Source organism: Rhizobium croatiense, from assembly GCF_019793465.1.
Classification (GTDB): Bacteria; Pseudomonadota; Alphaproteobacteria; order Rhizobiales; family Rhizobiaceae; genus Rhizobium; species Rhizobium croatiense.
Window position 1 is genome coordinate 194,862 of the sequence record NZ_JAILYJ010000012.1, and the last position, 12,931, is coordinate 207,792.

A 12,931-nucleotide genomic window follows, 5' to 3' on the forward strand; every position below is an offset into this window, starting at 1 on the left:
AACTGGCCGAAGCGCGTATAATCCTTGATAATGTCAGTCAAGTAATTTGCGGCTGCGCAAGCTTGGGGCGGCGCAATTTTGAGCTCGGCCGCGGGAAGGCGGCTTCGCCCTGATCAAGGTTAGCGGGTGAATGTCCGGGAACGCGTCCTCGCTCCGGCGGGTGGCGGAGTCACTTCCCAAGAGCAGACGCTCCCTCGAGGCGATTTTCCCGACCGGCGCTACCTGCCTATGCTGGACAGCAATTCGTCGAGCTGCTCCAACTGTTCCGGCAATGCGGCCGCCGAGCCCTGTAGGGCTTCCTCAAGCGCCTCCTTGGACGGATAGACTTCGTGGAAAGTCAGGAGTGTCCTCCCGCCTTGGTCCTCGAAGGTCACGGTCGTGATCGCGCCCTCTTCCCCCTCGTCGTTGGTCCAGACGATGCGCTGGTTCGGCACCACCTCGAGATACTTGCCATAGAAAGCCATGGTGTCCGAACCGCCGGCGCCGAATTCCAGCCGATATTTGCCGCCGGTACGCACGTCCATCTCGCACGAGACGAGCGAAATGCCGGATACCGATTTTGGCACCCACCAGCGCTGGAACAGTTCGGGCTGGCTCCACGCCCTGTAAACCGTGCCCGGTGGCGCATTGAATGTCCTGGTTACCAGGAGTTCGCGATCGCCTCTGCGCTCGACCGACGTGCGGTTCTCAGCACCACCTGCACCGTTAACTTGCTCAGTCATCGCTTCCCTCCTGTTGCATCTCGCTGATGATTTCGTCCAAGGCTTCGAAGCGGGCCTCGAAGAGCTTGCGATGCGCCTCGATCCACGCGGCCTCCGCCTTGAGGCCACGTGTCCCAAGCTTGCAGTTTCTCACCCGTCCGACCTTATGCGTGACGACCAGCCCCGCCCGCTCGAGAACCTGGACGTGCTTCTTCATGCCGGTCAGCGTCATCTGGAACTGATCCGCGAGACTGGTGATCGACGCGTCCCCCCGCCCAAGCTGATCGATGATCCCGCGGCGTGTCGCATCGGACAGCGCCGCAAACGAGAGGTCGAGGGAAGGACTTACATACTGAACCATCTGGTTCAGTATGTAGCTTGTTCGCGCGGGAAACGCAAGCGTTCCGAGCCGTCCGGTGATCATTTGAGTCCGCCATGGGCGAGACCTGCCACGAGATAGCGCTGCAGGAAGAGCGCCACCAGATAGACCGGTGCGATGCCGGCGAGCGAGGCGGCTGCCATCTGGCCGAAATTGACCAGTCGATCCCCCTGGAAGAGCGAAATTCCGACAGGAAGTGTGCGCGTCTCGTCGGAAAAGGTGAAGGCGGAGGCAAAGAGGAACTCGTTATAGGCGAGGACCGAGACGATGATCAGCGTCGCCACGATGCCCGGTACGATGATCGGCACGACGATATGGACGAGGATCCGAAGAGGGCCGGCTCCGTCGAGCGCCGCCGCCTGTTCGATCTCCAGCGGCATGCGCCGGAGAAAAGGCGTGAGAAGCCAGAAAGCGACGGGGATATTGGCAAAGCCGTAGAGCATCACCAGGCCGGCATGGGTGTTCAGCAGCCCGGCTGCCTTGAGAAGATAGAACAGGGGAATCAGAGCCACGATCGGTGGCGCCATGTAGCTCGACAGCGTCAGATCACCCAGCCACTTGCCACCGATGCCGAGCCGCAGCACGGCGTAGGCGGCGGGCAGGGTGAGCAGCAGCGTCAGGGCGCCGGCGAGCAGCGACACGGCAACGGAGTTGGCGATGAATCCTGAGAGATGGGCGGCCTCGAAAGCGGCCGGCCAATTGTCGAGCGTCGGGCTTGTCGGCAGGAAATGGCCGCTCAGCACGTCGTCTTTGGTCTTGAAGGACACCGAGACGAGATAGGCGATCGGCAGGGTGAAGAAGACGAAGACCGGTGCGATCGCGGCAACGAGCGGGATGTCGGAGCGGTTGATCGTCATGCGTCTTTCCTCTCGAGATGCTGGTGAAGGCGGATGACCGGCCAGAGCACCGCGCCAACCACCAGGCTGTAGATCAGGGTCTCGGCGGCGGCGCGGGCGACATCGAACTGTTCCAATGCACGGCGATAGATGGAGAAGCCGGTCGTCGTGGTGGCAAAGCCCGGACCGCCGAACGTCAGGACATAGACGAGGTCGAAAACCTTGAAGGAGAGGATGAGCTTCAGCAGATAGATCGAGGAGAGCGGCGCCGCCACGAGCGGAAGCGTGATGTGCCAGAAGCGTTGCAGCGGTGATGCCCCATCGATGATCGAAGCCTCGTGGACGCCTTCGGGAATGGTCGAAAGGGCGGCGAAGCTGAGGATGACGACGAAGGGCGTCCATTGCCAGATATCGGCAACCGCGATCGCGAACCAGGCAAAGACAGGATCGCCCAGGAAGCTCACGGGCGCGTCGACGATGCCAAGGTTCAGGAGGACCCCGTTCAGCAGCCCTCCGGCCGGCGCGAGGATCAACTTCCATGCGACTCCCACCATCACCGGCGGCGTCATCAGCGGCAGCAGGATCAGGCTTACCAGGAACCGTCCGGCCTTCAGGAGCCGGGTGAAGAGCAAGGCGATCAGGAAGCCGATAACCAGCTGGATGCTCGCCGTGACGAAAGCATAGGCGATGCTCTTGGTCACAGAAGTCACAAACAGGGGATCCTGGAGGACCTCCCGCACATGCTGCAATCCGACAAAGCTGCGGAAGGGTTTGCCGAGCGTGCTCTTGCTGAGCGCAAGAGCCACCAGGAAGAGTGTTGGGTAGGCCAGGGTCGCGGCGAGCCCGAGCAGGATCGGAGAGATCCACAGCCAGCGGACGACCCGGTGTGCCGAAATGCCGTGATCTGCCGTCGTTGAGGCGGCTCGTCTTCGAGCGAGGGGGAAATCGATCGCAGTCATGTCATCGCGCCTGTTGTTCTTCTCTCGAAAGGCGTGCCCCGCTCTGCCGCGAGGCACGCCTTCGGGTCTCGTGTTCCACGTCCGCCAGGTGGGCCGGCCTCAATGATCAGCCATTGGCTTCGATGATGGTCGTCCAGGCCTTGTGGGCATCGGCGATCGCCTGTTCGGCATTCTTGGTCCCGGCAAGGGCGAGGGCGAGTTCATCGGTCAGCGCGTTTTCCAGCTTCGGGGCATAGACGGCCGTGGGCCAGGCGAGGCTGTTTTCCAGTGCACCGTCTGAAAGCAGCGGCTGGACGAGCGGCTGGAAGGCCTTGAATTTCTCGGAGTTGAGGCCGGAGTGACGGTCGGGATCGATGCCGGAGCCGGTCAGCGTGAGCAGCTGTTCGTGGTAGTCCTTGCTGGTCGCGAGCTTGATCAGTTCCCAGGCGACGTCCTTGTTCTTCGAGCCGCTGGTGATTGCGAAGCCGAAACCGGCGTTGAAGGCAAGACGTGGCGTCTTGTTGGCCCCGCCGACGGGAATTCGGGTGACGCCCCACTTGTCGACGATCTTCGAGCCCTTGGGATCCTGGGCGTAGCCGCCGAGGTCGGTCCAGAAGTCGATCTGGGCGGCCTTACCGCTGAGGAAGGCGGGCAGACCTTCCTCGAAGCGCGTCTCGAGCGGCGTCGGCAATGCATGCGGTGCGGATGCGAGCAGCGACTTCAGCGCTTCCACGGCTTCGGCGCTGTCGAGGGCCGAAGTGCCGTCTGCCTTCAGGAAGTTGCCGCCGAAGCCGGTGAGGCGGTTGGCATAGGTCGACAGGATGATGACAGGGATCTTCGCGCCAAGGACCGCAGCACCGTAGATCCCGTTCCTGGATTCCGCCTCGGTGATGATCTTGGCGTTTTCGTTGTATTCGTCCCAGGTCGTCGGTGGCTTGAGGCCGTAACGATCGAACAGCTCCTTGTTGTAGAACAGAAGGTGGCTGTCGCCGTCATAAGGCAGGCCATAGCGACGGCCGTCATGCAGCGTGTACTGGTCATAGATCGTCTGGATGAAGTCGTCGGGCTGGATTTCCGCCTTGTCTTTCTCGATCAAGTCGGTCACGTCCTCGATCACGCCGTCCTCGGCGAGCTGGCCTTTGTAGGTATAGAAATAGTCGATGACGTCGAATTCACCGGCTCCGGACTGAAAGTCGAGGGTCGCCTTGAGGCTGACTTGGTCATAGGGAACGGCGGTCACGTTGACCTTCGCACCCGTCAGCTTTTCGAAATCCTCGGCGATCTTCTTGCCAGTGACGACATGCGGCTGAATGATCAGGAGATTGAGGGTGCGGCCGGCGAACCGATTGCCCCCGGCGAGGGCGGAGGAGACGACGCCCGATGAGAGAAGAGGGAGCGCTCCTGATGCCAGCATGGTCTTCAAGACCGTGCGGCGGCGATAGGATTGGTTGATGATGGGCTTGGACATGAATTGATCCTCGGTTGCGACGGCGCCGGCCGCAGGAATGACCACGGAGCGGTATTCCGTGAGGCAGCTGCGTCGGCCTTGGTGGGGATCATTCGACAGATAGCTCTTGCCGTTAACCAACAGGAATTTAAAGTACACAAAAATTATAGAATTTATTTTCAAATTCACCCGCACCTCTTGCTTCGCGAGGCCGTGCGGAAAATGCGATCCGGTGCGATGAGATGAGGCGGGTGAGCGAGTGATAACCTAAGGGCCAGAGCCGGTGACCGCCCACTGACAAAACTCAGAAAAAAATTCCATAAAATAGTACATAAAAAACATATAATAACTGTTAAATGGATGCGGCATCGGGATGCTTCGGGGACCACGCCTGAAATCCGGATGGGATCGCGGAATGACCAAGCAGATACACTTCAACGCCTTCGACATGAACTGCGTGGGCCACCAGTCGCCCGGTCTTTGGGCGCATCCCCGTGACAAATCCTGGAAATACAAGGATCTGGACTACTGGCAAGATCTTGCCAGGACGCTCGAAAGGGGAGTCTTCGATGGCATCTTTATCGCCGACGTGATCGGCTATTACGACGTCTACAAGGCCAACAGCTACTACGCCATCCATCAGGCGGCGCAGATTCCGGTCAACGATCCGATCCAGCTCGCGGCCCCGATTGCGCTTGCCACCGAACATCTCGGCATCGGCATCACCGCCTCGATCTCGTTTGAGCACCCCTATCCCTTCGCCCGGCGTCTTGCCACCGCCGACCACCTGACCAAGGGGCGCGTCGGCTGGAATATCGTGACCTCCTATCTGGAGAGCGGCGCCAAGAACATCGGGCAAGGCGGATTGCGTGCGCATGACAACCGCTACGAAGTGGCGAGCGAATATTTGGAAGTCATCTACAAGCTCCTTGAGGGTTCCTGGGAAGACGGTGCTGTGCTGCGCGACCGCGAGAAGCGCATCTTCACCGATCCCTCGAAGGTGCACGAGATCGGCCACAAGGGCCGTTTCTTCGAAGTGCCGGGCTACGCACTGACCGAGCCGTCGCCGCAGCGTACGCCGGTGCTCTACCAGGCCGGCGCTTCCGGGCCGGGCAAGCATTTCGCGGCGGAGCATGCGGAATGCGTCTTTGTTGCGGCACAGACCAGGACAATCCTGAAGAACTATGTGCACGATGTCCGGCTGCGGGCGGCAACCGTCGGGCGCGATGCGTCGAAGTTCCGCATCTACAATCTGATGACGGTTATCGTGGACGAGACCGACGAGAAGGCGCGCGCCAAATTCCGCGACTATCTCGACTACGTTTCCTATGATGGCTCGCTGGTCTTCATGTCCGGCTGGACTGGCGTCGACTTTTCCCGCTACGCGCCGGATGACCTCGTGCGCAAGGTCGAGACCAACGCCATCCATTCGGCGATCGAGAGCCTTTCGGAAGGCGATCCGAATAAGCGCTGGACGATCAGGGAGCTGGCCGAATGGGGCGGTATCGGCGGCATGGGGCCGGTGGTCGTGGGATCGCCCTCCACCGTCGCCGACGAGCTCCAGGCCTGGGTCGAGGAGACCGACGTTGACGGCTTCAACCTTGCTTATGCCGTAACACCCGAGAGTTTCGAGGATATCGTCGGCTATCTGGTGCCGGAACTGCAGAAGCGCGGCGTCTATCCTACCGGCTATCGCCCGGGCACGCTGCGGGAGAAGCTGTTCGGCGAGGGGCCTTATCTGCCCAAGGCGCATCCGGCCGACCGTTACCGCGACATCAAAGCCTTCAAACGCAACCAGGCGATTACGCTCGCCAATGCCAGCTGAAAATTCCAGTTCAACCCGACGAGGTTTTCCCATGGGAAGCATCACCGACACCAAAATCGATTACAGCGTCCACCCACGCGTCAATTCCACCGATCCTTTCACGCCCCGTCCGCGCCCGGTCAAGCCGGCGCATGTGATCAGGAGCGACGAGGAGGCGATCCAGATCGCCGAGACGCTGGCCGCGAGCTTCAAGGTCGGGGCCGCGTTGCGTGACCGTGAGGGATTGCTGCCGATCGCCGAGCTCGACGCCTATTCGCAGAGCGGTCTCTGGAGCATCAACGTACCGAAAGCCTATGGCGGTCCGGAAGTCTCCTATGCCACGCTCGCAAAAGTGATCGCCATCATCGCTGCAGCCGATCCGGCCATCGCGCAGATCACCCAGAACCATCTGGCGATCGTCGCGACCGTCGATCTCGACGGCACGGAAGAGCAGAAGAAACTGTTCTTCGGCTGGGCGCTGGAAGGGCTCCGATACGGCAACGCCTTCTCCGAACTAAAGAGCAAGACCGTCGCCGAGTTCGAGACCAAGGTCGTTCATGACGGCGACGACGTGGTCGTCAACGGAGAGAAATTCTACACGACCGGCGCGCTGCTTGCCCATATCGTGCCGATCGTCGGTGTCGACGACACCGGCCAGGGCTATCTCGTCTTTGCCGACCGCGACGCCTCCGGTCTCACCGTCACCAACAACTGGTCGAGCTTCGGTCAGCGCACCACCGCGTCCGGTTCGGTCAAGATTGAAAACGTGCGCGTGCCGAAGGCGCGGGCGCTGAAGGTCACCTCTTTCGACCATCCGACGGTCGGCGGCCCCGTCTCGCAGATCATCCAGTCGGCGATCGATGTCGGCATCGCCCGGGGCACGATCGACGATACGATCGAGTTCGTCAGCAAATATAGCCGTCCTTGGATCGACAGCGGCAAGGCGACGGCCGGCGAAGATCTCTTCACCATCGCCCAGATCGGCGACCTGAAGATCAAGCTGCATGCGGCCGAAGCACTGCTCGAGATCGCCGGCCACGCCATCGACGCGGCGCGCGCCAATCCGACGCTGGAGACGGTCTCGGAAGCGACGATCAAGACAGGCGAATCCAAGGTTCTGACGACGGAGATTGCGATCCTGTCGACGAACAAGCTGTTCGAGCTTGCAGGGACGCGCTCGACCCTCGCCGAGCACGGACTCGACCGCCACTGGCGCAATGCCCGCGTCCATACGCTGCATGATCCAGTGCGCTGGAAGTACTACCATGTCGGCAATTACTATCTGAACGGCGTCCATCCGCCGCGTCACGCCTGGAACTGAGCCCAGATGAGCACGAATCATCGCAAGCTGCACCGGGAGGCCGCGCTCACCGCCGGCCGTCCTGCGCCGCACATCGCCGCGCGTCGGAGCCTGGCCCATGTCATCCGCGATGATGCGGAGGCCATCCGGATCGCCAAGGACCTCGCGCTTGAATTCGCGGTCGGCGCCGCCCAGCGGGACCGCGAACGGCGCCTTCCGCTCGCCGAGATCGACCGCTTCTCGCAGAGCGGTCTCTGGGCGATCGGCATCCCAAAAGCCTATGGCGGCGCCGGCGTCTCGGCGGCGACGCTGGCCGAGGTCACCGCCATCATCTCGGCTGCAGATTCCTCGATCGGGCAGATCCCGCAGAACCATTTCTACATGGTGGAGGCGCTACGGCTGAACGGCAGCGAGGAGCAGAAGCAGCACTATTTCCGGCGCGTGCTGGAGGGTGACCGTCTTGGCAACGCCTTCACGGAGATCGGCACGAAGACGCCGGTCGACTTCAAGACGCATTTCGCCGATCGCAACGGAAAGCTCTACGTGAATGGGCAGAAGTTTTACGCGACCGGCTCACTGTTTGCCCATATCGTCGTCGCTGTGGCGAAGGGACCGAACGGCCGTGTCCATTTGGTCTTCATCGACCGGGCTGCTCCGGGGCTCGGCTTCGTCGACGACTGGTCGTCCTTCGGGCAGCGATCGACGGGCAGCGGCACCGTGACCTTCGACGACGTCGAGGTGACGCCGTTCCAGATCGTCGACCATGATGGAAGCTTCGAACAGCCGACGCCGATGGGTCCTTTCGCGCAGATCATCCATGCCGCAGTGCAGGTCGGCATCGCGCGCGGGGCGCTGGCGGAAACGATTTCCTATGTTCGTGCCCATACGCGGCCATTTTTTGAATTGGCGATCGAGCACGGCTATGAGGATCCGCACACCATACACGGCGTCGGCGACGTGGCGATCAGAGTGCATGCGGTTGATGCGCTGCTCGCAAGGGCCGGCCGGATTGTCGACCGCGCCACCGCAGAACCGACCGCGGCGAGCGTAGCCGAGGCATCCATCGCTGTCGCGGAGGTCAAGGCGCTCGGGACGGACGTGGCGCAGCTTGCCGCCACCAAGCTTATCGAGTTCGGCGGTGCACGTTCGACGCTCGAAAGCTATGGGCTCGACCGCTTCTGGCGCAATGCCCGGACGCATTCGCTGCATGATCCGGTGCGCTGGAAATACCACCATATCGGAAACTTCTACCTGAATGGCATCCTGCCCCCGCGGCATGGCGCCCTCTGATTTTTAGATCACCTCTCGAATTCTATGGAGAGATACGCATGAAATCGCTGCTCGGCATTGCCCTTAGCGCCCTGATGTCGGTGACCGCTCTTGGTCAGGCTCTCGCGGCCGACCTGTCCGAAATCCGCATCGACTGGGCGACCTACAACCCGGTCAGCCTCATCCTGAAGGATGACGGCCTGCTTGAAAAGGAGTTCGAAAGGGACGGCATAAAGGTGACATGGGTTCAGTCTGCCGGCTCGAACAAGGCACTCGAATTTCTCAATGCATCCTCGCTTGATTTCGGCTCAACGGCCGGCGCCGCCGCGCTGATCGGCAAGGTCAACGGCAACCCGATCAAGTCGATCTACGTTTATTCCCGCCCGGAGTGGACCGCCCTCGTCACCCGCAAGGATACTGCTATTACCAAGATCGAGGATCTGAAGGGCAAGTCGATCGCCGTCACCCGCGGCACCGATCCGCACATCTTTCTCGTCCGGGCGCTGGCCGAGGCTGGCCTTTCCGAGAAGGACGTCTCGCTTGTCCTCCTCCAGCATGCCGACGGCAAGCTTGCGCTGCAGCGCGGTGATGTCGACGCCTGGGCGGGTCTCGATCCGATCATGGCCTCGGCCGAGATCGAAAACGGCGACCTTCTGTTTTATCGCAAGCCAGACAACAATAGCTGGGGCATCCTGAACGTTCGCGAGCAGTTCGCCAAGGAGCATCCGGAGATCGTGTCGCGCGTCATCGCCCTCTACGAGGTCGCGCGCAAGAAGGCGATCGCCGAGCCTGAGACCCTGAAGGCCGCCCTTGTCGCCGCTACCAAGTTGCCCGACACCGTCATCGCCCGCCAGCTCGAGCGCACGGACCTCAGCAATTCGAAGATCGGCGATGCACAGCGTGCCACCATCGAGGCAGCGGGCCTCGCCCTCCAGCAGGCCGGCGTGCTGAAGCCCGAGGTCGACGTCAAGGCCGCCGTCGCCGACCTGATCGATCCGTCCTTCGGTGCTTCCCTGGGTCAATAGCACAATACCTCCGGGAGAAAGCCGATGGCAGTGCTCGATACCGCAGCGCGACAGCCGGAGAAGCAGGAGATCGAGAGGCGGCCCGTCCGCCTTTCGGTGTTCGATCGTCCGCTCGCTGGCCTCCTCTTTCCGCTGTCGCTGCTCGTCCTCTGGGAAGCGCTCTTTCGTCTCGGACTCATCGAGGGGCGTCTTATGCCGGCGCCTTCACGCATCTTCGAAACGGTCTTTGCGCTGGCAGTCGGCGGCGAGCTCGCCGGACACGTCGCCATTACCCTGTGGCGCGTGCTCGCAGGCTTCTTCGCCGGCGCGGTGGTCGGCACGGTCATGGGGGCGCTGACAGGCTATTCGACCATCCTCCGACGATTGCTCGATCCGACGCTGCAAGCCTTGCGCGCCATTCCCTCCATCGCCTGGGTTCCGCTGTTCATCCTCTGGTTCGGCATTTTCGAAGCCTCGAAGATCGCCTTGATCGCGGTCGGCGTGTTCTTCCCCGTCTATCTCGGTGTTTATGGCGCGGTGCAGGGGGTCGACCGGAAGAGTGTCGAGGTCGGCCGGGTCTTCCGCCTTTCCGGCCTGGATCTTGTGCGACGCATCCTGCTGCCCTCGGTGCTGCCGGGATATGTGCTGGCACTGCGGGCGGGCCTCGGCCTCGGCTGGATGTTCGTCGTCGCCGCCGAATTCATGGGCGCTTCGCAAGGGCTCGGCTATCTCCTGGTCGATGGCCAACAGCTCGGAAAGCCCGACCAGATTCTCGCGACGATCCTGGTCTTTGCCGTGGTCGGCAAGTTCACCGACACCTGCCTGCTCGTTCTTTCCGCACCTTTCGTGCGCTGGCAGGACAACCATGCCCGGGAACACTGACATGCTGGAGATCAGCCACCTCGGAAAGATCTATCCGAATGGGGCGCATGCGCTCGAGGACTTCACGCTGCAGGTCGGTGAGGGCGAGGTCGTGGCCATTATCGGCGGCTCCGGCTGCGGCAAGAGCACCCTTCTGCGGCTGGTCGCCGGCCTTGAACCACCGACGCGCGGCGAAATCCGCCTGGGCGGCCGCCGTCTCGTCGAGCCGGACGAGCGGGTCAACATCGTTTTCCAGGAGCCGCGACTCTTCCCATGGCTGTCAGTCGCGGACAACATCGCCTTTGGTCTGCGGCACCTCGACAAGGGAGAGCGATCGGCACGGGTAGAGGCCGTGTTGTCACGAATCGGCCTGTCGGGATATGGCGGCCGCTGGATTCGCGAACTCTCCGGCGGTCAGGCGCAGCGCGTTGCGCTCGCTCGCGGCCTGGTCACACGGCCCTCGGTGCTCCTGCTCGACGAGCCCTTCTCAGCCCTTGACGCGATGACCCGGACTGACCTGCAGGATCATCTCTCGGATCTCTGGTACGAGAATGGCAGCACCATGCTGCTCGTCACGCATGATATCGAGGAGGCGGCCGCACTCGCTGATCGGATCATTGTGATGCGGCCGTGGCCGGGTCGCATCCTTGAGGTTGTGCCGGTCGATCTGCCCCGCAGACGGGACCTACTGCTGGAACGCTCCCTCGATCGCACTGATGACAAACATCTCGCTGCCAGGCGATGAGAGACGATCCCGCGGGGCGGCGCATCCTGGCGACTGCCGCGAGAGAACTGATCTTTTCGAAGCTGTCCGATAGTTGGAAGAAAATTCCTTATAAAAACTATAGAAATTCATAATGTCGGGTGAAATCTGTAACGGCTCCCGCGTTTCGACAGGATTTGAATGATGGCAACCGACAAGCCTCTCGACTTTCTCTGGTTCATCCCTTCGTCTGGTGATGGTGCGTATCTGGGATCGGACGATCTCAGCCGCCCGGCGGATCCCGGCTATTTCCGCGAGATCGCGAAGGCTGCCGACCGGCTGGGATATTCCGGCGTGCTTATTCCGACGGGTGCGGCGTGCGAGGAATCCTTCATTCTGGCCGCGGATCTCGCCGCCCACACCGAGCGACTGAAATTTCTGGTGGCCATTCGACCTGGCACGGCATCGCCGGCCTATTATGCGCGCCTCGCCGCGACGCTCGACCGCGTTTCCAACGGCCGCCTGCTGATTAACATCGTGGTCGGAGGCAGTGCCCAGGAACTCGCCGGTGACGGCATTTTCCTGCCGCATGACGAACGCTACGATCATGCCGGCGAGTTCTTCCAGGTGTTCAACTCGTTGGTCGAGACCGGTAAGGCCAACCTCGACGGCAAGTATATCAAGGCCCTCGATGCGAGACTTGGTCTGCCACCCGTACAGGAACCGCGCCCTCCGCTTTATTTCGGCGGATCGTCCGACGCTGCGATCGCGTTTTCCGGCGGCATCACCGACAAGTACTTGACCTGGGGCGAACCGCCGGCGCAGGTGGCAGAGAAGATCGCCAAGGTCCGCAAGGCCGCTGCGGCGCAGGGCAAGCACGTCACCTTCGGCATCCGTCTTCACTTCATCGTTCGCGAGACCGATGAAGAGGCCTGGGCTGCGGCCGACCGGCTGATTTCCAAGCTTTCTGACGAAACGATTGCCGCAGCGCAGGAGGTGTTCGCGAAGAGTTCGGATTCGGTCGGCCAGGCGCGCATGGTCGCCCTGCATCAGGGACGCCGCGACAAGCTCGAAGTCTCTCCCAATCTCTGGGCGGGGATTGGTCTCGTCCGCACGGGCGCGGGAACCGCGCTGGTCGGATCGCCGAAGACGATCGCAGAACGTCTGAGGGAATATCAGGAGCTCGGGATCGATACCGTCATCGCCTCCGGCTATCCGCATCTGGAAGAAGCCTACCGGGTTTCCGAGTTGCTCTTCCCCGAAATCGGCCTGCCCGGCCCCCATGGGCAGATCCGCTCCTCCTTCGGCGAACGCCGGGTCTTTGGGGGAGGCGGACATGGCGGGAACGTGAAGATCGCATCCGCCTCCTGAGGAGTTGCCGACGAACGCCTCCTGTCTCAAAGAGCCGCAATGCCTGCCATAAGAATGTGAACAGAAAAACGATGCGCGATCAACGGCAGAATACAACGAGAAGGCGAGGGGTTCACGTGGTCGCCAAGCAGGTCTTCGATCTTTCCGTCGATCTGTTAGGCCTGGCCGGCGTGACGGCGCGGTCCATCCGCTGACCGGCGGCGGCGATGAATTCGCCAAGGGCTCTCGGGAAAGTCCGGAGCCGTGCAAAAGTGCAGCCCGGGATCCGGGCGAGTGACATGTTTGTGCCGTTATGCCGAACTCGGCCGGAGACTATGC

General features: G+C 61.8%; 12 protein-coding genes. 7 read left to right on the forward strand and 5 right to left on the reverse strand.

Annotated features, from left to right (window positions below):
• Positions 1-218: 218 nt before the first annotated feature.
• The 5 genes from K6M89_RS20245 to K6M89_RS20265 form a co-directional block, all read right to left on the reverse strand.
• On the reverse strand, positions 219-722 hold the full coding sequence (locus K6M89_RS20245; RefSeq protein WP_222140715.1) for an SRPBCC family protein: 504 nt from the start codon (positions 720-722) through the stop codon (positions 219-221).
• Complete coding sequence (locus tag K6M89_RS20250) at positions 715-1,062, reverse strand: ArsR/SmtB family transcription factor (RefSeq protein WP_222140755.1); 348 nt, start codon at positions 1,060-1,062, stop codon at positions 715-717. Before K6M89_RS20250 ends, K6M89_RS20245 begins: the two co-directional genes overlap by 8 nt.
• Before the next feature lie 59 nt (positions 1,063-1,121).
• The gene (locus tag K6M89_RS20255) at positions 1,122-1,937 is read right to left on the reverse strand and encodes a carbohydrate ABC transporter permease (protein ID WP_222140716.1); all 816 of its coding nucleotides are present in this window, start codon (positions 1,935-1,937) and stop codon (positions 1,122-1,124) included.
• On the reverse strand, positions 1,934-2,875 hold the full coding sequence (locus K6M89_RS20260; protein WP_222140717.1) for a carbohydrate ABC transporter permease: 942 nt from the start codon (positions 2,873-2,875) through the stop codon (positions 1,934-1,936). The genes K6M89_RS20255 and K6M89_RS20260 overlap by 4 nt, the downstream gene beginning before the upstream one ends.
• 106 nt (positions 2,876-2,981) lie before the next feature.
• On the reverse strand, positions 2,982-4,322 hold the full coding sequence (locus K6M89_RS20265; protein WP_222140718.1) for an ABC transporter substrate-binding protein: 1,341 nt from the start codon (positions 4,320-4,322) through the stop codon (positions 2,982-2,984).
• 394 nt (positions 4,323-4,716) lie between these two features.
• On the opposite strand from K6M89_RS20265, the gene K6M89_RS20270 reads away from it, so the two are divergent.
• The 7 genes from K6M89_RS20270 to ssuD all read left to right on the forward strand — a co-directional run bounded on the left by K6M89_RS20270 (position 4,717) and on the right by ssuD (position 12,613).
• Complete coding sequence (locus K6M89_RS20270) at positions 4,717-6,126, forward strand: LLM class flavin-dependent oxidoreductase (RefSeq protein ID WP_222140719.1); 1,410 nt, start codon at positions 4,717-4,719, stop codon at positions 6,124-6,126.
• 31 nt (positions 6,127-6,157) lie between these two features.
• Complete coding sequence (locus K6M89_RS20275) at positions 6,158-7,426, forward strand: SfnB family sulfur acquisition oxidoreductase (RefSeq protein WP_222140720.1); 1,269 nt, start codon at positions 6,158-6,160, stop codon at positions 7,424-7,426.
• 6 nt (positions 7,427-7,432) lie between these two features.
• Positions 7,433-8,695 (forward strand): SfnB family sulfur acquisition oxidoreductase, encoded by a 1,263-nt coding sequence (locus K6M89_RS20280; RefSeq protein WP_222140721.1) that lies wholly within the window; start codon positions 7,433-7,435, stop codon positions 8,693-8,695.
• 38 nt (positions 8,696-8,733) lie between these two features.
• The gene (locus tag K6M89_RS20285) at positions 8,734-9,699 is read left to right on the forward strand and encodes an aliphatic sulfonate ABC transporter substrate-binding protein (protein ID WP_222140722.1); all 966 of its coding nucleotides are present in this window, start codon (positions 8,734-8,736) and stop codon (positions 9,697-9,699) included.
• A gap of 24 nt (positions 9,700-9,723) precedes the next feature.
• A complete protein-coding gene (locus K6M89_RS20290; RefSeq protein WP_222140723.1) occupies positions 9,724-10,560 on the forward strand; it encodes an ABC transporter permease in 837 nt (278 codons plus the stop codon).
• A 1-nt stretch (position 10,561) separates the two neighbouring features.
• On the forward strand, positions 10,562-11,284 hold the full coding sequence (locus K6M89_RS20295; protein WP_222140756.1) for an ABC transporter ATP-binding protein: 723 nt from the start codon (positions 10,562-10,564) through the stop codon (positions 11,282-11,284).
• Positions 11,285-11,443: 159 nt separating this feature from the next.
• Positions 11,444-12,613: an FMNH2-dependent alkanesulfonate monooxygenase gene (gene ssuD / locus K6M89_RS20300; RefSeq protein WP_222140724.1), complete on the forward strand. Its 1,170-nt coding sequence runs from the start codon at positions 11,444-11,446 to the stop codon at positions 12,611-12,613.
• Positions 12,614-12,931: the final 318 nt, after the last annotated feature.

What these genes read in the sequence shown, in the direction of transcription:
- K6M89_RS20260 (WP_222140717.1), bottom strand. Translation starts at nt 2,875, where the DNA reads ATGACTGCGATCGATTTCCCCCTCGCTCGAAGACGAGCCGCCTCAACG.
- ssuD (WP_222140724.1), top strand. Translation starts at nt 11,444, where the DNA reads ATGATGGCAACCGACAAGCCTCTCGACTTTCTCTGGTTCATCCCTTCG.
- K6M89_RS20275 (WP_222140720.1), top strand. Translation starts at nt 6,158, where the DNA reads ATGGGAAGCATCACCGACACCAAAATCGATTACAGCGTCCACCCACGC.
- K6M89_RS20245 (WP_222140715.1), bottom strand. Translation starts at nt 722, where the DNA reads ATGACTGAGCAAGTTAACGGTGCAGGTGGTGCTGAGAACCGCACGTCG.
- K6M89_RS20290 (WP_222140723.1), top strand. Translation starts at nt 9,724, where the DNA reads ATGGCAGTGCTCGATACCGCAGCGCGACAGCCGGAGAAGCAGGAGATC.
- K6M89_RS20270 (WP_222140719.1), top strand. Translation starts at nt 4,717, where the DNA reads ATGACCAAGCAGATACACTTCAACGCCTTCGACATGAACTGCGTGGGC.
- K6M89_RS20280 (WP_222140721.1), top strand. Translation starts at nt 7,433, where the DNA reads ATGAGCACGAATCATCGCAAGCTGCACCGGGAGGCCGCGCTCACCGCC.
- K6M89_RS20250 (WP_222140755.1), bottom strand. Translation starts at nt 1,062, where the DNA reads ATGGTTCAGTATGTAAGTCCTTCCCTCGACCTCTCGTTTGCGGCGCTG.
- K6M89_RS20265 (WP_222140718.1), bottom strand. Translation starts at nt 4,322, where the DNA reads ATGTCCAAGCCCATCATCAACCAATCCTATCGCCGCCGCACGGTCTTG.
- K6M89_RS20255 (WP_222140716.1), bottom strand. Translation starts at nt 1,937, where the DNA reads ATGACGATCAACCGCTCCGACATCCCGCTCGTTGCCGCGATCGCACCG.
- K6M89_RS20285 (WP_222140722.1), top strand. Translation starts at nt 8,734, where the DNA reads ATGAAATCGCTGCTCGGCATTGCCCTTAGCGCCCTGATGTCGGTGACC.
- K6M89_RS20295 (WP_222140756.1), top strand. Translation starts at nt 10,562, where the DNA reads ATGCTGGAGATCAGCCACCTCGGAAAGATCTATCCGAATGGGGCGCAT.